This window comes from Microbacterium sp. Beta (assembly GCF_005502545.1).
GTDB classification, from domain to species: domain Bacteria; phylum Actinomycetota; class Actinomycetes; order Actinomycetales; family Microbacteriaceae; genus Microbacterium; species Microbacterium oxydans.
In genome coordinates this window covers 1-26,210 of record NZ_SCOG01000026.1, presented here as the reverse complement: position 1 = coordinate 26,210, position 26,210 = coordinate 1, and the positions used below count along the sequence as shown (strand labels likewise).

Genomic DNA, 26,210 nt, shown 5'->3' with positions numbered 1-26,210 from the left:
TCAGTCCCGGTCGCGCAGCCTCTGCGATGCCGCGAGCACCCCGATGGCGAGGATGCCGTTGCGCATCCGCCCCTCGAGCACCGCCGAGACGGCGTCCGAAAGCGGCACCCACGCAACCCGGATGTCCGCCTCCTCGTCCTCCCGGTCGTGTGCCGCGTCAGCCGAGGAGACCCCGGTCGCGAGGAACACGTGGATGATCTCGTCGTTCCCGCCCGGAGTCGTCCAGGAGGAGACCAGGGGTTCCCAGCGCTCGGCAACGAGGTCGGCCTCTTCGGCGAGCTCCCGCCGGGCTGCGGCAAGAGGCTCCTCCCCCTCCACATCCAGCAGTCCTGCAGGGAGCTCCCAATCCCGATGCCGAATCGGGTGACGGTACTGCTGGATCAGCAGGACGCGCCCCTCATCGTCCAGGGCGACGATCGCCACCGCGCCGGTGTGATCGACGTACTGTCGGACGATCTCACCGTCTCCGTAGCGCACACGGTCGGAGCGGACGTCCCAGACCCTGCCGCGGTATACGAGGTCGCTGTGAAGGACCTCCGGTTCGAACGGCTCGTCGCGGAGGTCCTGCGGCGACTCAGTCATCCGCGCTGACGTCGAACAGCTCGCTCGCGCGGTTCCGCTCGATCGCTGCGCCGACCAGTCCGCGGAACAGCGGGTGCGGAGCGGTCGGACGCGAGCGCAGCTCGGGGTGCGCCTGAGTGGCGATGTAGTACGGGTGCACGTCGCGGGGAAGCTCGACGTACTCGACGAGGTCGAGCTCCGGGTTGAGACCGGAGAACACCAGTCCGGCCTCCGAGAGACGGTCACGGTAGGCGTTGTTCACCTCGTAGCGGTGACGGTGGCGCTCGGAGGCTTCGGGCGCACCGTACAGTTCACGGGCGAGCGATCCTTCGGCGAGGGCGGCCTGGTACAGACCGAGGCGCATGGTGCCCCCGAGGTCGCCTCCGTCGAGGATGTCGACCTGCTCGGCCATAGTGGCGATGACGGGCTCCGCCGTCTCCGGGTCGAACTCGCTCGAGGACGCGCCTTCGATGCCGGCGACGTCGCGTGCGTACTCGATGACCATGCACTGCAGGCCGAGGCACAGGCCGAGCGTCGGGATGCCCTGCTCACGCGCGAACTTCAGCGCGCCGAGCTTGCCCTCGATGCCGCGGATGCCGAAGCCTCCCGGCACGCAGATGCCGTCGAGCTGGGCCAGCTGCTCCCTGGCGCCCTCCGGGGTCTCGCAGAGGTCGGAGGGGATCCAGCGGATGTTGACCTTGGTCTCCTGTGCGAAGCCTCCGGCCTTGAGAGCCTCGGTCACCGAGAGATAGGCATCGGGGAGGTCGATGTACTTGCCCACCAGGCCGATCGTCACCTCGTGCTTGGGGTTGTGCACCGCGTGCAGCACCTTGTTCCAGCGTGTCCAGTCGACGTCGGCCACCTTCTGGTCGAGGCCGAGGCGGCGCACGATGTACGAGTCGAGTCCCTGCTCGTTCAGCGTCGAGGGGATGTCGTAGATGCTCGGCAGGTCGACGGTGTTGATGACGCCCTCGACATCGACGTCGCACATCAGCGCGATCTTGTTGCGGTTGCTCGCGCTGACCGGGCGGTCGCTGCGGAGCACCAGGGCGTCCGGCTGGATGCCGACCTGGCGCAGGGCCGCCACGGAATGCTGCGTCGGCTTGGTCTTCTGCTCCCCCGAGGCGCCCATGAAGGGCACGAGCGACACGTGCACGAAGAACACGCTGTCGCGGCCGAGCTCGTGACGCAGCTGGCGCGCGGACTCGAGGAACGGCTGCGACTCGATGTCGCCGACGGTGCCGCCGACCTCGGTGATGATCACGTCGGGACGCGGGTCTTCCGACGCCTGCAGGCGCATCCGGCGCTTGATCTCGTCCGTGATGTGCGGAATGACCTGCACCGTGTCGCCGAGGTACTCGCCGCGACGCTCGCGGGCGATCACCTGCGAGTAGATCTGGCCAGTGGTGACGTTGGCCGCCTCCGACAGGTTGATGTCGAGGAAGCGCTCGTAGTGGCCGATGTCGAGATCGGTCTCGGCGCCGTCGTCCGTCACGAACACCTCGCCGTGCTGGAACGGGTTCATCGTGCCCGGATCGACGTTCAGGTACGGGTCGAGCTTCTGCATCACGACGCGCAGGCCGCGGGCCGTGAGGAGGTTTCCGAGGCTGGCCGCCGTCAGTCCCTTGCCCAAAGACGAAACGACACCACCAGTCACGAAGATGTGCTTGGTCGTGTCGTTCTTGGGTCCCGCAGAAGAAGAGTTCATCACGGGCTTCGATCCTATCAGGCGGTGGGCACTCGGAGGCTGAGAAGTTCACGCGCGTGGGTCAGAGCGGCGTCGGAATCGGTGAGCCCCGACAGCAGACGTGCCATCTCGGCTTCGCGCTCCTCCCCCTCCAGACGCCGCACGCTGGAGGCCGTGACCGCGCCGTCATTGGCCTTCACGACCGACAGGTGGTTGTTGGCGAAAGCTGCGACCTGCGCGAGATGTGTGACCGCGATGACCTGCGACTTCTCGGCGAGTCGGGCGAGTCGGCGTCCGACCTCGATGGCCGCAGCGCCACCGATGCCCGCGTCGACCTCGTCGAACACGAACGTCGGAACCGGGTCGGTCGCGGCGATCACGACCTCGATGGCCAGCATCACACGGGAGAGCTCGCCGCCAGAGGCTCCCTTCGAGACCGATCGCGGCTCGGCGCCGGGGTGGGGCGCGAGGAGGATCGCGACATCGTCTCGGCCGTGGGCGCTCTCGGTGCCCTCGGAGACCGCGACTTCGAGGCGGGCGTCCGGCATGGCGAGAGCGTGGAGCTCCTCCGTCACAGCGGCCCCCAGACGAGAAGCCGCCTCGGTGCGCACCGCAGTCAGTGCATCGGCGTGCGCGTCGAGCTCGACCCTGGCCGCATCGCGCTCGGCGATCAGCCTTTCGATGCGGTCACCGTCGTCGTCGAGCTCGGCCAGCCGCGCGGATCCGGTCTGCCAGAGAGTCAGAGCCTCATCGAGCGAGCCGTGGGCACGGATCAGGGTCCCGAGCGCCGCACGCCGCTCTTCGACCGCCGCGAGCTCATGCGGACCGGTCTCGTCGAGGTCGGCGAGATAGGCGGAGAGGAGCCCCGCCGTGTCGGCGATCCGGTAGCCGATGTCGGCGAGGTTCTCCCCGATCTCGGTCAACTTGGCATCAGAGGCTCGTTCGAGCACGCGACGTGCCTCCGCGACGAGCGCCGCGGCATCGGGCTCACCGTCTTCGCTCGACAGCGCGGCGTGGGCGAGAGATGCTGCGAGACGCAGCTCCTCGGCGTTGGCGAGACGCTCGGAGCGCTCGGTGAGCTCCTGGTCCTCCCCCGGCTCCGGCGCGGTCGCCTCGATCAGTGCGATGGCCTCCCGCAGTCGCGTGGCTTCCTCGGCCCGCCGATCCCGGTTCTCGGTGATCTCCGAGATCTCGGCGTCGAGCGCACGCCAACGAGCGAAAGCGGCCGCATAGGTGTTCACGGCTTCCGCGATCGGAGCACCACCGAAACGATCGAGCGCATCGCGCTGGGCGGTCGCTGATCGCAGCCGCAGCTGCTCGGACTGGCCGTGGACCACGACAAGCTCTTCCGCGAGCGAAGAGAGTACTCCCGCCGGAGCGGCGCGGCCACCCACACTCGCGCGGGAGCGCCCTTCCGCGCTCAGCGTGCGCGACACGTAGAGTTCGGCGCTGCCGCCACCCGCGGGCTCCAGCTCTCCGCCGGCGTCGGCGACGATCTCTGCGACGCTGCCCTGTTCGGGGACGATCCACACGCCGGCGACCGATGCCTGCGACGCACCGGCGCGCACCGCCCCGGAATCGGCGCGCTGGCCGAGGAGCAGCCCGAGTCCGGTGACGACCATGGTCTTGCCCGCACCGGTCTCACCCGTGACTGCGGTGAAGCCGGGGCCCAGCGGCAGAACGGCATCGGCGATGACGCCGAGCCCCTGCATCCGCATCTCCTCGATCATGACGACCTCTCGCTCACGACGTCGCTTCCGTCGCCTGGCCACGCCACCCGGCGACGGGCAGCTGGAACTTGCGCACGAGACGGTCCGTGAAGGCCGTGGGGTGCAGGCGCGCGAGCCGCACGGGACGTGAAGAACGACGCACCACCACACGAGCGCCCGGCGGCAGTTCGTGCGAACGGCGTCCGTCGCACCACAGGATGCCGGAGCCGTCCGTGCGCTCGAGCATCTCGATCGCGACCGACGCGTCCGGGCTGACCACCAACGGCTTGGCGAACAGCGCGTGCGCAGACAGCGGCACCACGGCGATCGCTTCCACACTGGGCCAGATCACGGGGCCTCCCGCCGAGAAGTTGTAGGCGGTCGATCCGGTCGGAGTGGACACGACCATGCCATCGCAGCCGAAGCTCGACAGGGGGCGTCCATCGATCTCCAGCACGATCTCGATCATCCGCTCACGGCTGGCCTTCTCGACCGTCGCCTCGTTGAGCGCCCAGGTCTCGTAGACGACCGTGCCATCGACATCTTTCACCCGCACCGACAGCGCGAGCCGTTCTTCGACCTCGTAGTCGCGATCGATCACACGGCGCACCGCTTTGTCCATGTCATCGCGGTCGATCTCCGCGAGGAAGCCCACGTGCCCCATGTTGATGCCGAGCACGGGTGCGCCGCTGTCCCGCACCAGTTCCGCGGCACGCAGGATCGTCCCGTCCCCGCCCAGCACGATCGCCAGCTCGAGGTCGGCCGGGTCGACGGAACGCCCGAGCACGTCGGTGTCGACGAAGAACGGGTCGACGGCCGCGAGGTCCTCGTGATCGTCGACGGCCAGAACGGGTCGCGCTCCGGCCTCTCGAAGAGCGTCGATCACCCGACGGGCGGCCTCGACGGTGTCGACACGGCCCGCGTGAGCGACGACCAGGATGCAGCGCTCGTTCATCGTCCTCCTGCCAGTCGGTTGATGGTGTCCAGCCATTCTGTCGGATTTGTGGGCGACTCCGGTCATCCGCGGAATCACGCGGGTCTCTCGACTTCCGTGCCCGAGCGTGCCCATTCCTGGTCGCTCAGGCGTACAACACGTGAAGGGAGTACATCACATGGAACAGCCGAGGAAGCTGACATCGGGACGTTGGCAGGCACGAGTGAAGGACGCGAACGGGCGGCGGATCAACCCGACGCCCGGCGTCACCTACAAGACCAAGAGGGAGGCGCAGGAGGCGCAGATCGCCTGGCATGAGGAGACCGAGGGCGGCACGGTGGACACCTCGATCACGTTCGCGGAGTACGCCGAGGTGGTCATCCGAGCCCGAGAGGGCGAAGCATCGGAGGGCACTCTCACGAACGAGGAGCGCTACATCCGGAAGTGGCTGATGCCGACGTTCGGGTCCATGCGCGTCGTGGACATCCGACACACCACGATCAAAATCTGGTTCAACGGACTCCCCCGGACCAGCGCTCGCCGGTCCGCCTACATGGCCCTCTCCATGGTGATGGAGCATGCACTCCAGGACGGCATCATCCGGGTGAAGCCGAGGGTGAAGGGTGCGACCGCCTTCGTCACCGAGGTGAAGCGGGTCTTCACCGCTGAGGAGATCTGGAACGTGCTGGATGAGCTGCCCGAGTTCGCCCGCGTCTTCTACTTGGTCCAGTGGGGTGGAGCGCTCCGGATCTCGGAGGCGCTGGGTCTGGACTGGGATGCCGTGGACTTGGAGCGTGGCGTGGTCGAGGTTCGCCAGCAGCTCTACAAGGGCAAGATCAAGACCGATCTGAAGACCAAGCGGGCACGTCGCCAGGTTCGCCTCACAGACGACGCCGTAGAGGCCCTGCGAGCCCTCAGGAAGGCTCAGCCGTCCATCGGTGCAACCCCGGTCTTCGTGAACCCCTCGACAGGTCAGAGGCTCATGCACGGGCGCGCGTACGACCTGTGGTCCATGGCTCGCGAGAAGGCGGGCGTCCCGGACATCGTGCCTCAGGCCCTCCGCCGCAACGACCTCGACGGGTACCGGCGAGCGACGGGCGACATGGTCAAGGCGATGGCTCGCGGCGGTCACTCCGACTACCGGTCGGCCTTGGCGTACCAGGGCGTGGAGCTGGACCTGGACGTCACGGCGCTGAGCGCGATGAAGAAGCGGCGGACGTCGTGACTGATCGATGCCGGGAGACCGGGAGGGCGTGCTCCACGGCCTACAACGAGGGTTGCCGCTGCTTCACGTGCAAGGCGTACAACTCCGCAAGGTCCGACGCTCGCCGTCGCAAGCTGGGCGCACGGGTCCAGCTCCGCAAGCGACCGGGCGTCGTGCTCTGCCCCGTCACCGGGCTGACTCCGCCCACGGCCTACAACACCAAGGGATGCCGCTGTGGCGTCTGCCGCGCCTACCTGAGAGACAGGGAGCGCGAGTACCGAGCGGCCCAGCACAAGGCCACGGGGAAGCCGCTGACGGACAAGCACCTCACCACCAGGTACTCCGACCTCTGGGCACAGGCGGACGCAGCGTTCCGCGTGGACCCGGAGTATGTCATCGCCATTGCCGAGTCGATGCATGAAGTCATTTCCGAATTCGACGTTAGTGCGTATGCGGCGTAATAGCGCATAACGCGCAAAAATGAAGAATGGCCCTCACCCGGGAGTACATCCGAGTGAGGGCCATTCTCGCCTCTGGCAGGCAATGATCCAAGGACTGGACCAGCCTCCACTCTACCCGTCCAGGACCGGAATCACAGCGCTGGAGGGTGGCTCAGATGAACTAGGCAGGGTGGCTCAAATGAACTAGGAGATGCCTGGCTCAAATGAACTTATCCTGCCACGCAGGATGAACAAGAACACATCCACTGGATACTTGACCTTGCGCGCAATAGGCGTATGCTGAATTCAGCAACAAAGCTTGGTTCCATCTGGTAGGAACCGTTCGAATTCATTCGGACTGGTCGCATCGGGTCATCTCGATGGGGTAGCTCTCGCAGCAGCACTCCAAGGACGACCATGAAGCTTCTACCCTTCCCGGAGCCAAGGCTCCATCTCCGTCGCCGGGCCACCTCGAAAGGCTCGCCGGAGACGTACTGGGATCACCCCACTCGCATCGTGCGCTGGATGGGCCGCAACGCTCTCCGGCGCATCACCGAGGTCTACAACACCTCCGGTCGCTTCCCGACGTTGGACGAGCTGGAGGACTGGATCTCCGACCACCACCGCCAGGCCATCCGCTTCATCGATGACTACGACCGGACGGTCCTGAACGCGGCCATCTTCGCCCTCGATGTCTACAGCCTGGAGGAGTACGCCAAGCGCGTCATGTGGGCCTCCAACGGTGGCAAGAAGAGCGGCTGGAAGAAGGGCGCACGAGGCAAGCGCCCACCGACGTACACCACCACGCAGCTCCGCGAGGTCGAGGACCTGAGCATCGCTCAGCAGGCCGACAAGCTGGGTTGCTCCCCCGCCACGATCAAGCGCATCCGGGCTCGCCTGAAGGCTGAGAAGGCCGCAGCGCAGGAGGCGGAGCTGGACGCTCTCTTCGGCCCGCAGGAGGCCGTACAGCCGCTCTCCGAGGACGAGGAAGACGCCCTCCTCGCATCGCTGGACGATCACAGCCACCGACGCCCGTTTCCGAAAATGAGCCCCGAGGCTGCACCGGGGGCCGAGCCCGTGCGTATCACCCCCATGAGCGATCCCATTCCCGACCACGTCCCTGCCTCGTGGATCGACAACGTCCACGAGCTGGTGGCGCAGAACCAGCGCGAGCTGGAAGCGAACGTGAGCTTCGCCACCTTCGAGGAGATCGAGCTATGAGCGATCAGTCCGGCTACCTCGATGACGCCATCATCACCGCCATCACCGCACAGGTCGAGGACCATGGCCACTTCGCCCTGATGGACGTGGTGGACGACGTCATGGCCTCCATCGCACCCGCCGACTACGCCTCCACGCTCCGCCTCATCGTGAGCCAGCGAGCATCCGTCATCACACCCATCCGGAGTACACCGTGAACATCTCGCCCGCCCGCTGGACCCGCCGCGCATGGATCGCCGCCTTCACCATGCCGCTGGCTCTCTCCCTCGCCCTCACCGCATGCGCACCCACCACGCCCACCCTGGAGGACGCCGGGAAGCGATGCATCGAGTGGCAGCAGGAGACGTTGGGCATCGACGTCGAGGGCGCAGACACCATGTGCGAAGCCGACTACGACCGCATGGGTGAGCGCCGCTTCATCGAGCTGTACACGGGAGAGCTGCCGTGACCACCAAGCACCGCTCCCCCGAATGGTCCCGCACCACCCGCACAGTGCGAGCCCAGGCCCGACGCGCCCACGCACAGGGTGACGTCGTCGTGTGCTGGCGATGCGGTCAGCCGCTGCCCGTGGACGCAGAGGACCGCCTGATCTTCGACGTTGGGCACATCGACCCCAACGGTGGCGAGGGCGTGGACAACGCCGCTCCCGAACACCGCAGCCGGTCCGGCCTGTGCGTCGGCAACCGAGCCCACGGTGGGCGCATGGGTGCCGCCATCACCAACGCCCGCAAGAGCACCAAGACCACCTTCAAGCCACTGCCCTGGGCCTAGCCCTAAATCGCGAATCGAGAACACCATGTCCATCCGCATCCAGTACACCGACCCGAACACCGAAGCCACCATCACCATCGAGAGCGAGTACACCGACACTGCCATTGAGCAGGCCAAGGCCATGGGTGTGCCGCTCAGCACCAAGGAGCAGAGCGCATGAACCCCGCGGTACGCCAGGCCATCGAGGCCCGCATCGAAGCACTGGATGAGCAGATCACCCACTCCACCGAGGTGCTGACCAGCTACCAGACCGCACGAGACGAGGCCGAGGCCAACGTCACCCTGTGGTCCGCATCCGTCGCCCACCTCACCACCGAGCGTGACGAGCTGGTCGCTGCCCTGCCCGAGCCCGCCGAGGTGGAGGAGCCAGCACCCGACCTGGACCAGCTCATCGAGAGCGGGGAGGCGTGAGCCATGCGCGTCACCGTGGAGCAGGCAGCAGACAAGTTCATCGAGCTGGCCATCGAGCAGGGCATCGACCCCGACTCCCTCGACCGTGCCGCCATCGAGCGCAACTTCGCTGAGGTCTTCGCCCGCAAGACAGCCGAGCAGCACGAGGCGAGCAGTTAGCGCGCGACGCGACTTTTTTAAGCCAGATCAGAGCAACCCCCGCCTCCGGCTCAACAGACGCCCCTTCCCCCGAAAAGTGAGACGCCATGGTCCATCCCACCCTCGAAGACCTCCAGAATGAGGCCACGTGGCTGGAGCGGCGTGCGCTCATCCCGGAGCCGATGCACTCCACCGGCTTCGTCACCACGGAGGAGAGCCGACGTGAGTTCCTGGAGGGTGCCCGGCTCCTCCGTCTCGACCAGAAGCGGAACTTCGCCGGGGAGATCATCGGGCCTACGCCCATCCAGCTCGCAATCACCGACACCCTCGCAGCAGGGCACAAGGTCAACGGCATTCTGGAGCCGCGACGTACGACGAAGACCACGGCCATCCAGGCCACCCTCCTGGGCCGGTGCTCCCTCCGCGAGGACTACTACGTGGGCTGGACCCTCGCCACGACCGGCGCGAAGGCAGGCGAGCGCTTCAAGATGGACATCGCGTCCCCGCTGGAGCGCCTGTATCCGGACCGGAAGGTGCGCGAGCAGTTCGTGAAGATCGGCCTGTCCAAGGGCTCCGAGTCGCTGGTCTTCCGCAACGGCAGCTACTTCTCCGTGTACGCCCCCTCCGGTGACGGCTTCCGCTCCAACGCCTTCGACGTCGCCTGGGTGGACGAGGCCGGAGAGGCAGAGCTGGAGCTGGGTGAAGACCTCATCGCTGCCATCCGCCCGACGCTACACACGCGCCACGGCGCACAGTTCATCATGTCCGGTACCGCGGGTAGCTTCCGCTCCGGACAGCTCCTCTGGGATGCGCTCACGGACCCCTCCGCCGCCATCCTCCGGCACGGCCTCCCGGACGACGTGGACCCAGAGGAGCTGGAGGACTGGGAGCCCAGCGAGGACCACCCGAAGGCGAGGGTCCGCGAGTACGTGGAGCTGGTCCACCCGGGCATCGGATGGACCACGCCGCTGGAGGTCATCAAGGAGGACTGGGATACCCCGGCCATGCGGAAGAAGTTCCCCGCCGAGATCCTGTCCGTCTTCGCGCTGGAGGGCTCCAACACCGCTCTCCTCTCGCAGCCCAAGTGGGTGGCGTCGGCGCTCCCGCTGAGCAAGGCGGGCACGACTCCCCCGAAGGTCTTCTGCATGGTGCCCTTCGTGCACCCGGATGGCACGTACGCCTCCATCGGCGCAGCGTGGAAGGGACCCAAGGACACGGTCCACGTGGGTCTCCTTCACCACCAGACCGGCACCGAGGGCTTCGCCCAGAAGCTCCTGGACCTGGCACGCAAGCACAAGCGGGACATCGTGTACGACACGAAGAACGCCGCCACCGAGGTGGAGGTCCGCCGTGTCCGTGAGGCCCGACGTGCTCCCGCCGAGCGCCCCGTCCTGTCCGCCGACATTCAGCGTGCGGCCATCAACCTGACCAAGATCCTGAATGAGGGCAAGCTCCGCCACTACGACCAGCCCGAGCTGACCTCCGCCGCCGAGATCGCCGTCAAGCGCGGATGGAACTACAGCAGCAGTGGCGGGTGGTCCCTGGGACGTCCGAAGGGCCAGGAGGAGCTGGACATCTCCGGCCTGGAGGCCATCGCGCTCGCCGCGCACAAGCTCTCCGACGAGCGCGAGCGCGGAAACCTGGCCGAGTCCATCCAGTTTGGTTAGCGCGAACGCGCAATATGTGCACAACTTGTCCAGATATCCACAGATTTGCACATTGATCTAGGCAATGTCTGAGCAAAATGGTAAGATCTAGCTAAGTCCCGGCAGCAGCCGGTGAGGGGCCTGACCTCCGACTCTTCGATTCATCGAAGGAGCGGGCGTTGGGCCTTCTTTCGTTTCTCACCGGTGGCATGCGACTGACACAGTCCGCAGCCCCGATGCTCGCGTCCCCGTACTCCGGTGACCACCTCGCCCAGGCCATCGTCTCCGACTACTTCGGTCAGCTCCCTGGCGAGCTGGTGGACCGCAACGTCGCCCGCCGCGTCCCCGAGGTGAAGCGCGCGCTGGCCGCTCACCAGGCCCTGGTCACCAAGCTTCGTTTCGAGAAGTACGCCGCAGGCACTCCCGCCGCCCGCATCGAGACGCAGCCCTTCTGGGTGTCGTCGTGCTCCTACCCGGGGATGAGCCGCTGGCTCGCCGTGAAGCAGCTTGTGGAGGAGCTGTACTTCGAGGGCTTCGGCGTCCTTGGATGCTGGCTCGACACCGAGGGCCTGGTCTACGACTGGATCACCATCCCCCGGAACCTCTGGTCCATCGACCAGCAGACCCAATCCGTCGTCATCGATGACACCGTCCCGGCTCAGTACCGGATGCTCGCCGTCGTCGTCCCGCTGGGCAGCGCCGGTCTCATGGCCGATGGCATCGACTCCATCCGGCAGGCCCGGAAGATCGAGCTAGCCCGCCAGATGCGCCTGGACAGCCCGCCCGCAGCGACCGAGCTGCACATCACGGACCAGTCCTACGACGGCATGGAGCGCGAAGAGCAGCTCACTCTGATCGCGAACTACAAGGAGGGCCGCAACAAGTCCTCCGTCTCCGTCACGCCGAGCTACGTGGACGTCAAGGAGCGTGGAACCACCGGTTCCCTGGATCTCTTCGAAGAGGCCAAGAACTCCGTCCGCATCGATCTCGCGATGCACACGGGCGTCCCGCTCAACTTCGTGGGCGCGTCCAAGGAGGGCAGCGGCGGCGGCAACGTCCAGTACCAGAACGTGAACGGCGAGTCCTCCGAGCTGTGGACCTTCGGGTCTTCGGAGTACGCCGTCGCCATCGCCGCCGCGCTGTCCGCCGACGTCGTCGTGGGTGAAGGCGCAGAGGTCCGCGCCGACGCCTCCGCCTTCGCAGTACCCGCCCCGCTGTCCATCGACCCGGAGGCGGGCGACAGCGCTGCCTCCACGGAGGTATCCGAATGACCACCACCGAAGCGGGACTCTTCTCCCGCGTCTCCGACACCCGCACTGTCCGCGGTCTTCTGCTCCCGTTCGGTGAGCTGAGCCGCCCGAGCCTCTCGAAGACCGAGCCGGTGATGTTCTCCGCCGCGTCGGTCTCGATCCCCCGTGACCCTTCCGCCGTCACTCTCAACGACGAGCACGACCGCTTCAACCCCATCGGTCGCGCCACCTCGCTGGAGGTCACGGACGCCGGAGTCGTGGCTGAGTTCTCGATCTTCAACACCGACGAGGGCGACGCCTACCTGGCCAACCCGACCAAGCGGAAGCTGTCCGCCGAGCTGGGCTCGCTCATGCGCGCCGGGTCCAAGGCCGTCCGCTCCCGCCTCACCGGAGCCGCCGTCTGCACCGAGGGTGCCTTCGAGTCCGCAGCTCTCTTCTCCCTGGCTCCCGGTGTGAATGCCGAGTTCGCGGAGGAGGTGCCGTCCTCCGACGAGTACACCGCGCCCGAGTCGGCGTCCACCTCCGAGTACACCACCGAGTTCGTGGACGACGAGGGCACCCGCTGGCGTCGCGTCGAGACGTCCAAGCGCGAGACCACCGTCACCAAGATCACCGACTCCGCGCCCGCGGACGAGGAAACCCCAGAGGACTCCGAGGAGGAGACCATGACCGCATCCGCCGCGGGCCAGACCCCCGCACCACTCGTGACTCCCGGAGTCGCACCCAAGACCGAGGACGTGGACCTCCACGCCGTCTTCTCCGCCATGGCGTCCGTGAAGTCGGGCGTCCAGTCGGAGGACAACGAGAGCGCCCTCTTCGCCCTGGCCGACATCAAGACGACCGGCTCCGGCGCGCTCCCCGCCGCTGGTGTCGTCCAGCCCGCCTGGGTGGGCAAGCTGTGGCAGGGCAAGGAGTACGTCCGCAAGTACCTCCCGCTCAACAACCACACCTTCGGCCCCATCGAGATCGGTGGCCGCGCGGGCTTCCGTCTCGACCAGGGCACCGCGCTGGTGCAGAAGCGCGGCGGTGAGAAGACGGAGCTGCCGACCGGCTCCGCTTCGACCTCGAAGCGCGAGAGCACCCGCGAGAGCTACGGCTACGCCGCCGACGTCGCCGCGGAGTGGACCTACCTCTCCGGTGGTGCCGAGATCCTGGAGTCCTTCTGGAAGGGCGTCGCGAACTCCTACGCCAAGGTCACCGACGAGGAGGCCCTCGCCACGATGTTCCGCGTCGCATCGCGCGACGAGGGCGCAGCGCTCTCGCGTCGCGTTGCACCGCAGACCCTGCCCACGGGCACCCCGGCCAACCTCCAGTACTACCCGGGCGTGGTCATGCTCATCCAGGCACTGGAGGCCATCTCGGACGCGGACGACGACCCGGCGTGGGCTGTCGTCAACCCCGAGCTGTGGCGTCAGCTCCTCTTCACCCCGAAGGACCTCCTGCCGGAGTTCGTCTCGCTGGGTGTGACGGCTGGCACGGGTGAGGGCAACGTCGAGGGCAAGGTCCAGGTCCGCAAGGCTCCGCAGACCGCCTTCATCGGCACCAAGGCGGCGGACCCGCAGGTCATCGCGGGCTCCAAGAACGCCATCGAGTTCCGCGAGCTGGGCACCACCCCGATCCAGATCGACGCGCTCAACGTCGCCAAGTTCGGCGTGGACCGCGCCACGGTCGGCTTCCTGGAGACGTTCGTCGTCCGCCCGGAGGCCACCGTCTTCATCGGCACCGCGGCCTGATCGACGGGGCGAAGACGATGACCACGTGGTACAGCACCACCAGTCTCCAGGAGGCAGAGCGCCTTCTGGAGGCTTGGCCTGACGCGCCTACGGACGCGCCGGAGCTGTGCGCGTACATCCTGGGCACCGCCCGTGACCAGGTCATCGCCTTCGCCCCGCCGCTGGTCGAGGACCCCGCACACGTCCTGGTCAATGGCTTCACGGAGGACGGCAAGTTCACCGCCGATTTCATCGCGATTGACGGCTGGGTCCATGTGGTCGCGCGGCTCGCAGAGGGTACGTCGGTGACCGCTCCGGTGGGCACCGTCCCCGAGGCATACCGACCCGCAGGTAACGCGCTCTCCACCCACGGGGCGCAGTCCTTCACCGTCTACCCGGACGGCGCGGCCTGGTACCTGGGTACGGCGGGCGAACAGGTCCGCCTGTCCTACCCACTCCCGGCTGGCGTGCCGAGCCCCGCTTTCAACGTCCCGGAGCGCTACGTCCTCGCGCAGCTCCAGCAGGCCAAGAATCTCTGGAACTCGGGACGCGCGCAGCAGGACGGGAACGTCGGCACCGAGGGCTACTCCTTCGTCCCGCGTCCTCTCGACAAGACCATCCAGCAGATGATCCGCCCGCGCGGAGGTGTTCCCCGTGTCTTCTGAGCTGGCCACCGTCGCTGCCGATCTCCAGACCTTCCTGGAGGCCGAGGTCCCCACCAAGTGGAAGGTCATCAACGCCGAGACCCTGGGCACCTCCAAGACGACCGGCGTCGTCGTGACGTGGGAGCAGCTTGACCTGTCGCAGATCGCGGAGGACCAGAAGCTCCCCGAGGGCTGGCTCTGGGTCACCTTCCAGATCGTGATCTCGGTTCCGGAGACAGACGCCACCAAGGCCATGCCCCGCCTGACCAAGGAGACCGGCGTGCTCCTCCAGATCTTCGACGCATCCCCCGAACTCCGTTGGGGACCCGACGCCACCCGTACCCGGCTGGAGACGGGCGAGTCCGCCTTCGTGATCCCGCTCGCTGTCCTCGCCTCCAACAACCCACCCACTGCAACACCCGCTCCCTGAGGAGGGACATCATGCCTGTCATCGCCGCGAACATTCGCCTCATCACCGCCACCATCTCGGTGGGCACGGACGACTACTCCGCCCACATCCAGGACTACTCCATCGACCCGACCCCGGTCACCGCCGAGGTTACCGACGTCACCGGCAAGGTCACCCGCCTGGCCGGTCAGTCCGGCTGGAGCGTCACGCTCAACGTCTTCCAGGACTTCGGGTCCACCGGTCTCGCCCGCAAGATGTTCAACGACGAGGGCACCAACGTCGTCCTGAAGATCGTGGACGGCCCCACCACGTGGACCCAGACCGTCACGCTGGTGGCTCCCAAGATCGGTGGCGCAACCAAGGCCGTGGGTGTCAGCACGGTGGTCCTGCCGGTCGCATCCGGCAAGCCCGTCCCGACCGTATCGGTCTGACCCATGGCCCGGGGAGCAGGTTCGATCTCGCTCCTCATCGACAGCCCGCTTCGTGACCTGGCGCTGGCGATGCGGGCGGTGCCGACCGACGTCAAGAAGGAGATCGGATCTCAGACCAAGAAGGCCGGAAAGCCGATCTGGTTTGAGGAGACCCGAGGGCGCGCAGCCACGCGCATCCAGCAGCGGGTCCTGGTCAACTCTGCCGACGTCTCCGTCACCGCCCGCAACATCACCTTCAAGGCCGGAGGCAAGGGACGCCTGAGTTCCGGAACTGAGGTCCCCCGGCTGGCGCGCTCCGCTGAGTTCGGCATGAACCCCGGCAAGCAGATCGCCTCCAAGTCCAAGAAGGGCAAGGCGTACACCCGCAGCGCGGGCAACGCCTTCGGTCCCAACCGTCGCGCCGGAAACGTCGCCTACCCCGCAGCACGCGAGGCCATCCCCCGCGTCGCCAGCCTCTGGGTGCAGACCGCACGCAGATCCATCCATGAAGCAATCGAGGAGGTGTCCTGATGGCACGCGGTGAGATCAAGATCCCCATGGCGGTGGACACCTCCGGCATCGCCCGCGAGATCGACAACGGCCTTGTCCAGCCGCTGGAGGACGCAGAGGACGCGCTGAAGAGCCTGTCCAAGGTCGATGCCGGGAAGGACCTGGAGAAGGATCTAAAGCGCGCCGGGGACGCCACCGACGATCTGAAGGACGAGCTGGACGACACCCGCGACAAGCTGAAGAAGCTGGGCTTCGCAGCGAAGGACGCCGGGGACGACACCAAGCGCGGGATGAAGGGCGCTGAGGACGGCGTCAAGGAGATGGGCGAAGAGGCCAACTCCACCGCGAAGGAAGCCGCTGCATCCTTCGACGGCTCCGCGGAGTCCATCATCGACGCCTTCCAGGAGGTCGCCGCCAACGCCTTCGCGGGCTTCGGTCCTGCCGGTGCGCTCGCCGGTCTCGCCATCGCTGCCGGTATCGGTATCGCGGTGGGCGAGTTCCAGAAGGCTGAGGAAGCCGCGGAGGAGCTTCGCCAGAAGGCCATTGAGTACGCCGACGAGGCACGCGAAGCGGGCGTCTCCACGGATGCCTGGGTGACCAGCGCCGCCCGCATCGTGGACCGCATCAAGGAGCTGGAGGAGACCAAGTCCACCGACTTCCGGTTCTTCTGGCAGGACGACCCTTCGAAGCTGGAGAAGTGGACCGACGCCCTGGCCGAGATGGGGCGCGGCTCCGACGAGGTCAACCAGGTCCTGAGCGCCAGCGACGACGTTCTGAAGGACTACACGCGCAGCCTGGAGAAGAGCCAGGACGCCCTCATGGAGGAGATCCAGCTCCGCCGCGAGACCGTGGACATCACCAATGAGGCCGAGGTCGCGAAGACCCAGGCGCTGGTGGATGAGTACGAGGCACACCAGGAGGTCCTGGACCAGCTCTCTGAGGAAACCGATCTTCGCGCCCAGGCGCAGGAGTCCTCCGAGCGGCAGTCCGCTGCCGGTATCGATGGCGCTCTCGCTCAGGCCGAAGCCGAAGAGGAGAAGGCGGAGCGGATCGCATCCGCCGAGCAGGCTGTCCAGGACTCCGTCACGAGCGCGTACGACTCGATGCGCAACGCCGCCACCGAGTACGCCACCACCGAGGACGGCGCACTCGACATCAACCGTTGGCTGACGTACACGCAGGAGCACGCCGCCGCGGTGGCCACCTACCAGTCCAACCTCCAGTCCATGCGGCTGAGCCCGGACCAGTGGTCGAACCTCATGGAAATGCCGGAGGACGCCCGCATGCAGTGGGTGGCTCAGTTCGTCGCGCTCCCCGAGGCCGCACGCGACCCGTACGCCGCCGCGCTGAATGACCTGGGTAGCTCCGGAGGATCGAGCGCCGCCGTCGCGTTTGACGACTCCTTCAACCCGGACGCCGACGTCGAGATCTCCGCCGAGACCGGCAAGGCGGAAGCCGACCTTTCGGATGTCTCCCGCGACCGCACCGCCGAGATCAAGGTCAAGACCACCGGCAAGGCTGACGCCAAGAGCGACCTGGACGCGCTGGCCCGGACCCGCCACGCGACCATCAACGTCCGCGCCGACACCTCCGACGCGAGCGCCAGCGTCAACTCCTGGCGACGCAACCAGGAGAGCCGCCCCATCTACATCACCGTCCGCACCCGCAACGCAGGGAGCCAGTTGGTATGAGCCACACGATCACCGCGTCCAACGGCGCGGGCACCACCAGCCCTCTCGCCGTCGCCGGATACGACTCCAGCCGCCGCTCCCGGAACATCATCCACGACCTTCTGGACGGCTCCATCGGTGTGTCCTACATCGCGCCCCGTCCCCGCTCCGGGGACCTGGTGACGGCCTACACGGACCGCGCTCAGGCGTTCGCGGCCTTCGCTCTCTACTCCCAGGAGACGAGCTTCACGTACGTCTCCGACGAGCTGGGCGAGCTGGGCATGACCTTCGTGCTGGACGGCTCCCTTGACATCGAGTCCGAGGCGCTGGACGAGACCACCACCGTCTGGTGGGTCCGCGTCGGATACCAGGAGGTCTGACCCATGGCCTTCGAGAACAACCCCAACGCGACCGCCACCATCACCCTGGACGACCCGGTCATCATCGAGCCCGGCTACGACGTCACCCGCCCCGCGCTGGGGATCTACAGCTCCAACTTCTCCAGCTCGCTTGACGGGTGGACGGAGACCGTGGGGACGCCGACCTTCTCTGGGACTCTGGACTGGCTCTCCAACGGATCGAACAGTGGGCTGGTCCAGCGCAGCATCGGCGGCCTGACTGTGGGACGCGCGTACACACTGACGGCCCGCTTCGCCACCAACAACACCACGGCGGGCAACGTCCGTCTAGGTGTCACGGGCATGACCTACAGCACCGTGACACCTCCCGGAATCTTTACCAACTTCACGGTCACGTACAGCTTCACGGCGAGCACGACCACCCACCAGATCTACGCCTACAGCCTGCCGCCTGTCGGTGGAGCCTCGACCCGAATGGACCAGGTGTCCCTGATCCAGAATGCCTGGGTCGAGCACATCCCTCCTGTGACGACGAACGTGGCGGAGCTGAGCCTGTCGGACGGAGACCTCACGCTGGACTCCTCGCGCTACCCGTACGCCGAGGCATCCGTGGAGGTACCGCTGACCACGGACGACCTCCTGGAGCGCATCGAGCCCGGCCAGCGGGTGAGCATCGACGCGACCACGGAGGGCTCCTGGACCAAGACGTACACACCGTGGGTGGAGCAGCGCCGCAACCTGGTCAACAACCCGACCCCGGCGACCACCTCCGGGTACTCCGGTCCGGGTGCGGCCACCGTGACCGCTGACGGCTTCACGATCACCGCCACCGTGACGACCACGCCCTACATCTTCTCGTCGCCGTCCAGCACGGGCGCGACGTTCGGTCGCGTCTATGCCTTCCGGGCGAAGATCAAGGCGCTTGCCGCCGCGGGCTCCGTCTTCACCAACGTGAACGTCCGCCCGCACAAGAACACCGGCAACGCCTACTACTCCGTGACCCCCGCTGTGACGCTCGACGCGGACGGCGTCGAGCGCGAGATCTTCTTCTACTGGAAGGCCACGGTCAACATCCCCGCGGCGGAGTCCTTCAACCTGAGCATCGTGGGCAACGGCACCGGGGTGGTCGGGACCAAGTACTCCATGCGAGACGTGATGATCGAAGACGTCGGCACCGAGATCCCGACCGTGGACCCCGCGGAGTACTTCGCGCCCTCCTCTCCCGGGGAGTTCCAGCAGACGCGATTCACCGGCACCGTCAACGCCTCCCCATCGGTGCTGGAGGCTCGCGAGCTGGACCGCGTGGACTGGGTGCCCGCAGCAGGGCTGTCGGCTGACCTGGTGCTCCGTGAGCGCAAGGTGTCGCACGACGGCAAGAAGATCACGATGAGCCTGGCGTCCGACGAAGCCCTCCTCTCGACGTGGGCGGACATCGTGGACAACTCCACGCCACGCACCTACGAAGCGAGCCTCCGCGACCTGGTCAACTACGTCCTCGCGCAGCTCCCCGGCACGCTCCGCAACCTGGAGCCGAACCCCACGGCGCTCAGCACGGGCTCCGCAGCGCCGTACGGAACCCGCTTCGGATGGGCTCGCACGTGGGTTGGAAACGGCGCGGAGAACGTCCTCCCGTTCGGCACGCTCGCACGCTTCACGTCCTCCGAGACCGGCACCGTCGCCGGGCGTGGCATCGACTCCTACGGCAACCAGGACCTGACCTCTCCAGCGACCACCGGAGACTTCGTGGGCGGTCCCACGGTCACGCCCGGCGAGACCATCACGGTGAGCCGCTACGTCCGGATGAACGTCGCCACAGCCGGTTACCTCCTGGGCGTCCGGTTCCACAACGGAGCTGGTGGCTGGGTCGGAGGCACGTCCTTCGGTGAATGGATGGGAGCCGGTGCCGGTACCTCCTGGGTGCGCGTGTCGTGGACGGGCGTCGTCCCCGCGGGAGCCACCCGGTTCTCCGTATCGACGCGCATCCAGACGGTGGCGGTCACGCCCTCGACGTTCCTGGACGTCACCGGCCTCCTCACCGAGCGGGTAGGCCGCGTTCGGGATTGGCACGACGAAGCCCTCCAGCCCGGCACGGCCAACGCCGACGTGACTGCGCGCTGGACGATGAACAACGAGTTCACGAACCCGGCACCATCGAGCGCGACCGGCTACACCGCAGGATCGGGAACCAGTGGCATCCTGTACGGCTCCGGCTTCGGCAAGACCGTCATGCGCTGGACCGCCGCGGGAACCGGCACGAGCTACCTCAACATCGCGTCTGCCTTCTCCGTGCGCCCGGGGAACATCTACACGATGGCCGGGGACCTCGCCTCCAGCGTCGCCCGCAACGTCGGCTTCATGGTCCGGTGGACGAACAACGAGGGCGTCATCATTCGGGACGAGCACCTGCCGACCGTAGCCACCAACGCCTCCACAATGGTCCGCAGCTCGCGCCAGGTGGTCGCGCCGCCGACCGCAGCCAAGGCGAGCATCTTCGCCTACTCCCTGGTCAACACCGCTGGACAGTTCCACTGGGTCTCTTCGCTCATGTGGTACGAGGGCGTGCAGACCGTCCCGTACTTCTCCGGAGCCACCACCAACGGTGGCGGCTACCTGTACTCCTGGGAGGGCGCAGTGGGCGACTCGGTGTCCACGCGCGTCCCCGCTGACGGCGTCGAGCGCCTGCCGGAGGTCTTCACCTGGCAGGCAGGTCAGAACGCCTGGGACTTCCTGAAGCCACTGGTGGCGACCGCGGGCTTCCGCCTCTTCTGCGACGAGCAGCGCCGCTGGTGGCTCATCGACCCGGTCGGCTACTCCATCCCCGGTCGCTTCAGCGCACGGCCTGACAACGCCGTGGAGGGCACGGACACGATGGACGTGGACGACGAGGACAACGGCGTGACCGGCGTCGTGGCGATCTTCAAGTGGACCGACCCGGACGGCTCCAGCCGCACCAAGAAGGACGCCGCGGGCACGCCCGGCAAGGTCAAGGTCCTGGAGTTCGACCGCCAGTATCCCGGTCCCGGCATCGCCGCAGCTCACCTCTCGAAGGTCCAGGGCCTGGGCCGCGTGCAGGACGTCACCGTCGCCACCGACTACTCCGTCCGCCCGGGCATGGAGATCCAGATCGACCTGCCCGGCACGTACGCCCAGCTCGGAACGCTCACCAGGGTCCGGTGGGAGCTGACCAACGGGCTCATGAGCCTGGGCTCCGCTGGCCTCCGCGAGACCCCGCCCGGAGCCATCGACCTTCTGTCCGGAACCATCGACGCCCTCACCGGCACCATCGACAACCTCTAACCCAAGGAGACCATCATGGCCACTGGAGACACCGCAGCCGCAGCCGGGCTCCCTCTCGTGCCCGGCACCGCCCAGGCGAACACGCTGGAGACCATCGAGAACGAGACCCGCGACTTCATCGGTCGCATCATCCTCGATCACCCGCGCAAGGAGACCGCCTCTCCCACCGCGCCGACGTCGCCCCAGGAGGGTGACATCTGGTTCAAGGGGTGAGTCATGGCCTCCTACTCCGTCCAGATGAGTGGAGCGTGAGACGACGTCCTGACGCTCTACGTGGACCTGGCATCCCAGAACTATGGGGCGAACACCTCCGTCGTCTCCTGGTCGCTTGTCGCGTCCGGAACGTGGGGGTCCTTCGGTAACTACGCCACGAGCTGGAGCATCAACATCGGTGGCAACACCGCGTCCGGCTCCATCGGCTCCTTCAACCCGAACCCGAACCAGACCATCGCATCAGGCCAGACCGCCATCGGTCACGACGGCAACGGGTACGCGAGCATCGGCGTCTCCGGCTACTGGGACTCGCGACACTCGAACATCGGCGCGGGCAACCCCGGAGGTACCTTCACCCTCCCGCGCATCCCGAAGGCTCCGGCACAGAACGGCGCGCCGGTCGCCTCCAACCTGATGCCCACCAGCGTGAAGCTCACCTGGCCCGCGAACACGAACAACAACGGCGCGGGCATCGACCAGTACCTCCTGCGCGTGCACACCATCAGCCCGGCTGACTCGGCGGGGTACAAGGACTATCTGGTGGGAACCGCCCTCACGCACACGGTGACGGGCTTGAAGCCGGGCACCCAGTACTACGCCCTGGTCTACGCTCACAACTCCCAGGGCTTCAGCCCGAAGAGCGCGCAGACCGCCTTCAAGACCCTGTCCGGCGCGTACGTCCGCCGAGGGTCCACGTGGGTGCCGGTCGAGGTCCTGGTCTATCGCTCCGGGCAGTGGCAGAGCGCGGAGGTGCTGATCTACCGATCCGGTGCGTGGGTCCCCGCGACCTAGTCGGCGTGCCCACCGCGTGCCCAAAGTGGTGCCCCGGAACGACGCGCCGACTAGTTCTAATTTCAGAAATAGCGCGGATTACCGGGCGTACGCTACGTTCTCAATGGCGGCCAAGAAATCTGTCGGATTGCTGCCCCGCCCCGGGGCGAGGTGCACGAGATACTCCGCGTTCCCGTGTGTACCGAGAATCGGGGAGGGAAGGATCCCGAGCATGCCGAGTCCCAGATCCCACGCGCTCCACACCGTTCTGGCGACGGCGTCGGCGCGCGTTGCGGGGTCGGTGACCAGACCGCCGCGGACGGCTGTGCGCCCGACTTCGAACTGGGGTTTCACGAGCAGCAGGATGTCCGACTCCGGCACTGCCACGGCGGCGACGGCCGGAAGCACGAGTTCGAGGGAGATGAACGAGAGGTCGCCGACGATGAGATCGGGTGCCGCCGTCTCGCCGGTCGCCGCGGTGAGGTTCTCGCGTGTCATGTGACGGACGTTGTAGCCCTCGACGGCGATGACGCCGGGGTCGGCGGCGATGGACGGAGCGAGTTGCCCGTGCCCGACGTCGACCGCGAGGACCGTGCGCGCGCCGCGTTCGCGCAGCACCTGCGTGAATCCGCCGGTGGATGCGCCCATGTCGAGCGCGAGACGCCCCTGCACCGGGACGGCGAAGCCGTCGAGACCCGCGATGAGCTTGTGCGCGGCCCTGCCGACGTAGTGGTCGGCTCCGGCGATCGTGATCTCGGCCCCCTCGCCGACCGACGTCGACGCCTTCACGACCGGTCGGCCATCGACACTGACGAGCCCCTCTGAGATGAGGGTCGCCGCGTGGGTGCGCGAACGGGCGAGTCCTCGGGAGGCGAGGGCGGCGTCGAGTCGCGTCATCGGGATCCCGACGTCTCCCGCTGCTCGACCTTCGCACCGGTCTCGAGGCGACGGGAGAGCTCGTCGTGCAGCGCAGAATACGCGTCGGCACGGGCGGGAAGCGGCTGACCCTCGATCAGGCGCAGCCGACTCCACAGACCATCGGTCGGTGCGCTCGTCGTCTCATCGCTCACGGTTCTACTGTACGCGGCCCCTCCGACGCAGGAGGGCGCCACGCGACGGCGTCAGGGGCGGTGGAACGGATCCTCGTAGAGACGCTCGGGAACCCGCAGCACGAACACGGGCGTTCCCGAGGCCCAGATGGCGGCAGCGCCCGCCCGCAGGAGATCGATCTGCTCTGCGGACTCCGCCACGATCTCGACATCGGCACCGGTGACACGCACGGCGGCGCCGTTGACACGGAAGATGCCGTCCTGCTGAGTCACTTCAGGGTACGGAAGATGCAGCTCGCGCAGGTCGCCGAGGATGTACGTAGGACGCGACCCCTCCGGTGCCGCCAGCACATGCTTGGGCCGATCGATGCCCGTGAGCACCAGAGCGGAGTCGATGCCCGCCCGGCTGGCGCCCATGATGTCGGTGTCCAGACGGTCACCGATGAAGAGCGCCTTCGTCGCACCGAAGCGTGCGAGCGCCTCCTGGAAGATCGGCTCCTCCGGCTTCCCCGCGACGGTCGCGAGCCGGCCGATCGCGGTGTGGACAGCGGAGACGAGCGTTCCGTTCCCCGGCGCGACGCCACGCTCCCGAGGAATCGTCCAGTCCGTATTGGTGGCGATCCACGGGATCCCGCCCTCGTCCTCCGGGAGCTTCAATGCGAAGGCCGCCTCAGCGAGATCGGTCCAGGCGACCTCGGGCGCGAAGCCCTGCACCACGGCGCTGGGTGCATCGTCCGCGCTGCGGGTGACCGTGTAACCCGCCTTCTGCACCTCGTCGACGAGCCCGTCACCGCCGATGACCAGGATCGTCGCCGGTGCGGGCACGATCTGGGCCATCAGACGCATCGCGGCCTGCGGGCTGGTGACGACATCCGTCGCCTCGACGTGGAGCCCGAGGCTGCTCAAGTGCTCAGCCACGGACGCGTCGGTCCGCGCAGCGTTGTTGGTGATGTATCCGAGCCGAGCGGACTTCGCCGCCTCGTTGAGACTCTCGACCGCGAACGGCAGTGCCCCGGGACCGGCATAGACCACCCCGTCGAGGTCGGCGAGGACAGTGTCGACACCGTCGAGCGGAGTAGGTACCGACCGCTTCCGAGAGAACAGCGCCACTACGCCTCCGGCTCCGACTCGTCGTCCTCGTCCGCGTCCTGATCTTCGTCCTGATCCTCGCCGAGCAGCTCGCGCACCTCGTCTTCGACCGAGGGCTCTTCCTCGTCTGATGCGTCGGACTCAGATGAATCGGACTCAGCCGCTTCAGACTCAGCCGCTTCAGACTCAGCCGCATCGGACTCAGCCGCATCGGAGTCAGCTGCTTCAGACTCAGCTGCATCGGCGTCCGCCTGGGACGCCGCGGCCGAGGCGTCGTCCTCGTCGGGGAACTCGCCCTCGATGAGGCTGTCCTCGATGAAGATCTCTTCGTCGCCGGCTTCGTCGATCCCGAGTGCTTCCGCGGCGACCTCGGCACGGTGCGCCCAGAACTCCGCCTCGTCGGTGCGCCCGAGGTCTTCGAGCACGGCGGCGCGGGCAGCGAACAGAGCGGGGCTCCATTCGAACGCGCGATCAGGGTCGAGCTCGGGGATCTCCAGCTCACCGAGCGCGAGCTCGAGATCGCCCTGATCCAGCCGGGCTCCCGACATGGCGATGGCGAGTGCGACGCGGACAGGCGTTTCGAGGGCGGAGCGATCCACTGCACGCCCGGTCTCGAGCGCACGGTCGGAGCGACCGATACCCCGCTCACTGTCAACCATCAGAGCGATCTGATCGTCCTTGCCGGAGATGCGACGGTAGGTGCGCAGTTCGCGCAGCGCGAGAGCGAAGTCCTCCGTGGCGTACGCGGTGATGCCGAGGGTCTCCCGGACGATCGCGATGCGACCGGCGCGTCGGGAGGCGGCCAGTGCGTGCTGGTGGGCGAGCGCAGGATCCTCATCGATGAGCCGTGACGCCATCGCGAGGTGACGGGCGACGTGCTCGGCATTCTCCTTGCTCAGCGTCTTGAGCTCGTTGCGCGCCGCCCCGTTGAGGTCACGCGCGGTGACATCGTCGGGGATGTGGGGTTCATCGAACCGCGGACGCTCGTTGGCGGCCTGCGCCGGCCGCTCCCGACCCGCTCCCCCGCGCTGCGGGAAGGAACGCCCAGCGGAGCGGTCGCCGCCCTCGCGGTTGTAGCCACCTTCACGACGGGGCGCACCACTGTCGCGGTTGTACCCGCCCTCACGACGGGGCGCACCACCGTCACGGTTGTATCCGCCTTCGCGACGAGGGGCACCACTGTCGCGGTTGTACCCGCCTTCACGACGAGGGGCACCACTGTCGCGGTTGTACCCGCCTTCACGACGGGGCGCACCACTGTCGCGGTTGTATCCGCCTTCGCGACGAGGGGCACCACTGTCACGGTTGTATCCGCCTTCACGACGAGGGGCACCACCTTCACGACGCGGGGCACCACCGTCACGGTTGTAGCCACCTTCACGACGCGGGGCACCACCGTCACGGTTGTAGCCACCTTCACGACGCGGGGCACCACCGTCACGGTTGTACCCGCCCTCACGACGAGGGGCACCACCGTCACGGTTGTACCCGCCCTCACGACGAGGCGCACCACCGTCACGGTTGTACCCGCCCTCACGACGAGGCGCACCACCGTCACGGTTGTAGCCACCCTCACGACGCGGGGCACCACCGTCACGACGGGGAGCACCGCCATCGCGGCTGTAGCCGCCCTCACGACGGGGAGCACCGCCATCGCGGCTGTAGCCGCCCTCACGACGGGGAGCACCGCCATCGCGGTTGTAGCCGCCCTCACGACGGGGGGCGCCACCATCACGGTTGTAGCCGCCCTCACGACGCGGGGCACCACCGTCACGACGGGGAGCACCGCCATCGCGGTTGTAGCCGCCCTCACGACGGGGGGCGCCATCATCGCGGCTGCTGTAGTTGGGGCGTCCGCCAGAAGCGCGGTTCCCGCGCGGTCCGTTGTCGTCGTTGCGACGCGGACGGCGCTGTTCCTCTTCTGGCATGATGCTCCCTGTTCTCTTCGTGTAAACGCAAAATGGCCACCCAACGATGGGTGGCCATTTTGTCTAAAAGGAGTCCGGCGGTGTCCTACTCTCCCACAGGGTCCCCCCTGCAGTACCATCGGCGCTGTGAGGCTTAGCTTCCGGGTTCGGAATGTAACCGGGCGTTTCCCTCACGCT

Annotated in this window: 28 protein-coding genes and 1 rRNA gene; 20 read left to right on the top strand and 9 right to left on the bottom strand. The window is 67.3% G+C overall.

The features are described 5' to 3' along the window. The 4 genes from FFS56_RS17700 to FFS56_RS17685 are packed head-to-tail and all read right to left on the bottom strand — an operon-like array spanning nt 1 to nt 4,912. Complete coding sequence (locus FFS56_RS17700) at nt 1–582, bottom strand: NUDIX hydrolase (RefSeq protein WP_046749375.1); 582 nt, start codon at nt 580–582, stop codon at nt 1–3. After that, nucleotides 575–2,269, bottom strand: coding sequence for a CTP synthase (locus FFS56_RS17695; protein ID WP_127012014.1), 1,695 nt, complete (start codon nt 2,267–2,269; stop codon nt 575–577). Before FFS56_RS17695 ends, FFS56_RS17700 begins: the two co-directional genes overlap by 8 nt. Nucleotides 2,270–2,286: 17 nt before the next feature. Further along, a complete protein-coding gene (gene recN / locus FFS56_RS17690; RefSeq protein WP_046749377.1) occupies nt 2,287–3,978 on the bottom strand; it encodes a DNA repair protein RecN in 1,692 nt (563 codons plus the stop codon). Between the two features lie 13 nt (nt 3,979–3,991). Beyond that, on the bottom strand, nt 3,992–4,912 hold the full coding sequence (locus FFS56_RS17685) for an NAD kinase (RefSeq protein ID WP_046749378.1): 921 nt from the start codon (nt 4,910–4,912) through the stop codon (nt 3,992–3,994). A 157-nt stretch (nt 4,913–5,069) separates the two neighbouring features. Here FFS56_RS17685 and FFS56_RS17680 point away from each other — a divergent pair, with 157 nt between their 5' ends. The 20 genes from FFS56_RS17680 (at nt 5,070) to FFS56_RS17595 (ending at nt 21,988) form a co-directional block, all read left to right on the top strand. After that, entirely contained in the window at nt 5,070–6,116 is a 1,047-nt protein-coding gene (locus FFS56_RS17680) for a tyrosine-type recombinase/integrase (protein WP_127012013.1), read from the top strand. Nucleotides 6,117–7,060: 944 nt separating this feature from the next. Continuing rightward, complete coding sequence (locus FFS56_RS17675) at nt 7,061–7,756, top strand: hypothetical protein (RefSeq protein WP_127012012.1); 696 nt, start codon at nt 7,061–7,063, stop codon at nt 7,754–7,756. Further along, a complete protein-coding gene (locus FFS56_RS17670; RefSeq protein ID WP_127012011.1) occupies nt 7,753–7,953 on the top strand; it encodes a hypothetical protein in 201 nt (66 codons plus the stop codon). Before FFS56_RS17675 ends, FFS56_RS17670 begins: the two co-directional genes overlap by 4 nt. After that, a complete protein-coding gene (locus FFS56_RS17665) occupies nt 7,950–8,204 on the top strand; it encodes a hypothetical protein (protein ID WP_127012010.1) in 255 nt (84 codons plus the stop codon). The genes FFS56_RS17670 and FFS56_RS17665 overlap by 4 nt, the downstream gene beginning before the upstream one ends. After that, nucleotides 8,201–8,527, top strand: coding sequence for a hypothetical protein (locus tag FFS56_RS17660; RefSeq protein ID WP_127012009.1), 327 nt, complete (start codon nt 8,201–8,203; stop codon nt 8,525–8,527). The genes FFS56_RS17665 and FFS56_RS17660 overlap by 4 nt, the downstream gene beginning before the upstream one ends. Before the next feature lie 25 nt (nt 8,528–8,552). Next, a complete protein-coding gene (locus tag FFS56_RS20955) occupies nt 8,553–8,687 on the top strand; it encodes a hypothetical protein (RefSeq protein ID WP_267901556.1) in 135 nt (44 codons plus the stop codon). After that, the gene (locus FFS56_RS17655; RefSeq protein ID WP_127012008.1) at nt 8,684–8,938 is read left to right on the top strand and encodes a hypothetical protein; all 255 of its coding nucleotides are present in this window, start codon (nt 8,684–8,686) and stop codon (nt 8,936–8,938) included. Before FFS56_RS20955 ends, FFS56_RS17655 begins: the two co-directional genes overlap by 4 nt. Before the next feature lie 3 nt (nt 8,939–8,941). Continuing rightward, complete coding sequence (locus tag FFS56_RS20635; protein WP_164734088.1) at nt 8,942–9,097, top strand: hypothetical protein; 156 nt, start codon at nt 8,942–8,944, stop codon at nt 9,095–9,097. 86 nt (nt 9,098–9,183) lie between these two features. Next, nucleotides 9,184–10,743 (top strand): hypothetical protein, encoded by a 1,560-nt coding sequence (locus tag FFS56_RS17650; RefSeq protein ID WP_127012007.1) that lies wholly within the window; start codon nt 9,184–9,186, stop codon nt 10,741–10,743. Nucleotides 10,744–10,901: 158 nt separating this feature from the next. Beyond that, nucleotides 10,902–11,993 carry a hypothetical protein gene (locus tag FFS56_RS17645; protein ID WP_212742681.1) on the top strand — a complete coding sequence of 364 codons (1,092 nt, stop codon included), beginning with the start codon at nt 10,902–10,904 and terminating at the stop codon, nt 11,991–11,993. Beyond that, nucleotides 11,990–13,705 carry a hypothetical protein gene (locus FFS56_RS17640; protein ID WP_127012005.1) on the top strand — a complete coding sequence of 572 codons (1,716 nt, stop codon included), beginning with the start codon at nt 11,990–11,992 and terminating at the stop codon, nt 13,703–13,705. Before FFS56_RS17645 ends, FFS56_RS17640 begins: the two co-directional genes overlap by 4 nt. A gap of 17 nt (nt 13,706–13,722) precedes the next feature. After that, complete coding sequence (locus FFS56_RS17635) at nt 13,723–14,349, top strand: hypothetical protein (RefSeq protein WP_127012004.1); 627 nt, start codon at nt 13,723–13,725, stop codon at nt 14,347–14,349. Beyond that, on the top strand, nt 14,339–14,758 hold the full coding sequence (locus FFS56_RS17630; RefSeq protein ID WP_127012003.1) for a hypothetical protein: 420 nt from the start codon (nt 14,339–14,341) through the stop codon (nt 14,756–14,758). Before FFS56_RS17635 ends, FFS56_RS17630 begins: the two co-directional genes overlap by 11 nt. 11 nt (nt 14,759–14,769) lie before the next feature. After that, on the top strand, nt 14,770–15,168 hold the full coding sequence (locus FFS56_RS17625) for a hypothetical protein (RefSeq protein ID WP_127012002.1): 399 nt from the start codon (nt 14,770–14,772) through the stop codon (nt 15,166–15,168). A gap of 3 nt (nt 15,169–15,171) precedes the next feature. Continuing rightward, nucleotides 15,172–15,678, top strand: coding sequence for a hypothetical protein (locus FFS56_RS17620; protein ID WP_127012001.1), 507 nt, complete (start codon nt 15,172–15,174; stop codon nt 15,676–15,678). Next, complete coding sequence (locus FFS56_RS17615) at nt 15,678–17,348, top strand: hypothetical protein (RefSeq protein WP_127012000.1); 1,671 nt, start codon at nt 15,678–15,680, stop codon at nt 17,346–17,348. The genes FFS56_RS17620 and FFS56_RS17615 overlap by 1 nt, the downstream gene beginning before the upstream one ends. Next, nucleotides 17,345–17,707 (top strand): hypothetical protein, encoded by a 363-nt coding sequence (locus FFS56_RS17610; RefSeq protein ID WP_127011999.1) that lies wholly within the window; start codon nt 17,345–17,347, stop codon nt 17,705–17,707. Before FFS56_RS17615 ends, FFS56_RS17610 begins: the two co-directional genes overlap by 4 nt. Before the next feature lie 3 nt (nt 17,708–17,710). Then, the gene (locus FFS56_RS17605) at nt 17,711–20,983 is read left to right on the top strand and encodes a hypothetical protein (protein ID WP_127011998.1); all 3,273 of its coding nucleotides are present in this window, start codon (nt 17,711–17,713) and stop codon (nt 20,981–20,983) included. Nucleotides 20,984–20,998: 15 nt separating this feature from the next. Then, the gene (locus FFS56_RS17600; RefSeq protein WP_127011997.1) at nt 20,999–21,196 is read left to right on the top strand and encodes a hypothetical protein; all 198 of its coding nucleotides are present in this window, start codon (nt 20,999–21,001) and stop codon (nt 21,194–21,196) included. 60 nt (nt 21,197–21,256) lie between these two features. Further along, nucleotides 21,257–21,988 carry a fibronectin type III domain-containing protein gene (locus FFS56_RS17595; protein WP_137772204.1) on the top strand — a complete coding sequence of 244 codons (732 nt, stop codon included), beginning with the start codon at nt 21,257–21,259 and terminating at the stop codon, nt 21,986–21,988. A gap of 78 nt (nt 21,989–22,066) precedes the next feature. Here the strand turns inward: FFS56_RS17595 and FFS56_RS17590 are convergent, their stop codons facing one another. The 5 genes from FFS56_RS17590 to rrf all read right to left on the bottom strand — a co-directional run. Continuing rightward, entirely contained in the window at nt 22,067–22,864 is a 798-nt protein-coding gene (locus FFS56_RS17590; RefSeq protein ID WP_127011995.1) for a TlyA family RNA methyltransferase, read from the bottom strand. After that, entirely contained in the window at nt 22,861–23,037 is a 177-nt protein-coding gene (locus FFS56_RS20630; protein ID WP_164734087.1) for a hypothetical protein, read from the bottom strand. The genes FFS56_RS17590 and FFS56_RS20630 overlap by 4 nt, the downstream gene beginning before the upstream one ends. A 51-nt stretch (nt 23,038–23,088) precedes the next feature. Beyond that, a complete protein-coding gene (locus FFS56_RS17585) occupies nt 23,089–24,126 on the bottom strand; it encodes an HAD-IIA family hydrolase (RefSeq protein WP_127011994.1) in 1,038 nt (345 codons plus the stop codon). Next, nucleotides 24,126–26,033: a primosomal protein gene (locus FFS56_RS20885; RefSeq protein ID WP_249352999.1), complete on the bottom strand. Its 1,908-nt coding sequence runs from the start codon at nt 26,031–26,033 to the stop codon at nt 24,126–24,128. Before FFS56_RS20885 ends, FFS56_RS17585 begins: the two co-directional genes overlap by 1 nt. 72 nt (nt 26,034–26,105) lie before the next feature. Next, nucleotides 26,106–26,210, bottom strand: a 5S ribosomal RNA gene (gene rrf / locus FFS56_RS17575); the annotation flags it as partial.

Excerpts from the sequence above, each read along its gene's own strand:
- FFS56_RS17635 (WP_127012004.1), top strand. The coding sequence starts at position 13,723 with ATGACCACGTGGTACAGCACCACCAGTCTCCAGGAGGCAGAGCGCCTT.
- FFS56_RS20635 (WP_164734088.1), top strand. The coding sequence starts at position 8,942 with ATGCGCGTCACCGTGGAGCAGGCAGCAGACAAGTTCATCGAGCTGGCC.
- FFS56_RS17670 (WP_127012011.1), top strand. The coding sequence starts at position 7,753 with ATGAGCGATCAGTCCGGCTACCTCGATGACGCCATCATCACCGCCATC.
- FFS56_RS17675 (WP_127012012.1), top strand. The coding sequence starts at position 7,061 with ATGGGCCGCAACGCTCTCCGGCGCATCACCGAGGTCTACAACACCTCC.
- FFS56_RS17625 (WP_127012002.1), top strand. The coding sequence starts at position 14,770 with ATGCCTGTCATCGCCGCGAACATTCGCCTCATCACCGCCACCATCTCG.
- FFS56_RS17620 (WP_127012001.1), top strand. The coding sequence starts at position 15,172 with ATGGCCCGGGGAGCAGGTTCGATCTCGCTCCTCATCGACAGCCCGCTT.
- FFS56_RS20955 (WP_267901556.1), top strand. The coding sequence starts at position 8,553 with ATGTCCATCCGCATCCAGTACACCGACCCGAACACCGAAGCCACCATC.
- FFS56_RS17615 (WP_127012000.1), top strand. The coding sequence starts at position 15,678 with ATGGCACGCGGTGAGATCAAGATCCCCATGGCGGTGGACACCTCCGGC.
- FFS56_RS17600 (WP_127011997.1), top strand. The coding sequence starts at position 20,999 with ATGGCCACTGGAGACACCGCAGCCGCAGCCGGGCTCCCTCTCGTGCCC.
- FFS56_RS17655 (WP_127012008.1), top strand. The coding sequence starts at position 8,684 with ATGAACCCCGCGGTACGCCAGGCCATCGAGGCCCGCATCGAAGCACTG.
- FFS56_RS17590 (WP_127011995.1), bottom strand. The coding sequence starts at position 22,864 with ATGACGCGACTCGACGCCGCCCTCGCCTCCCGAGGACTCGCCCGTTCG.
- FFS56_RS17640 (WP_127012005.1), top strand. The coding sequence starts at position 11,990 with ATGACCACCACCGAAGCGGGACTCTTCTCCCGCGTCTCCGACACCCGC.
- FFS56_RS17610 (WP_127011999.1), top strand. The coding sequence starts at position 17,345 with ATGAGCCACACGATCACCGCGTCCAACGGCGCGGGCACCACCAGCCCT.
- FFS56_RS17685 (WP_046749378.1), bottom strand. The coding sequence starts at position 4,912 with ATGAACGAGCGCTGCATCCTGGTCGTCGCTCACGCGGGCCGTGTCGAC.
- FFS56_RS17650 (WP_127012007.1), top strand. The coding sequence starts at position 9,184 with ATGGTCCATCCCACCCTCGAAGACCTCCAGAATGAGGCCACGTGGCTG.
- FFS56_RS17700 (WP_046749375.1), bottom strand. The coding sequence starts at position 582 with ATGACTGAGTCGCCGCAGGACCTCCGCGACGAGCCGTTCGAACCGGAG.
- FFS56_RS17695 (WP_127012014.1), bottom strand. The coding sequence starts at position 2,269 with ATGAACTCTTCTTCTGCGGGACCCAAGAACGACACGACCAAGCACATC.
- FFS56_RS20885 (WP_249352999.1), bottom strand. The coding sequence starts at position 26,033 with ATGCCAGAAGAGGAACAGCGCCGTCCGCGTCGCAACGACGACAACGGA.
- recN (WP_046749377.1), bottom strand. The coding sequence starts at position 3,978 with ATGATCGAGGAGATGCGGATGCAGGGGCTCGGCGTCATCGCCGATGCC.
- FFS56_RS17680 (WP_127012013.1), top strand. The coding sequence starts at position 5,070 with ATGGAACAGCCGAGGAAGCTGACATCGGGACGTTGGCAGGCACGAGTG.
- FFS56_RS17605 (WP_127011998.1), top strand. The coding sequence starts at position 17,711 with ATGGCCTTCGAGAACAACCCCAACGCGACCGCCACCATCACCCTGGAC.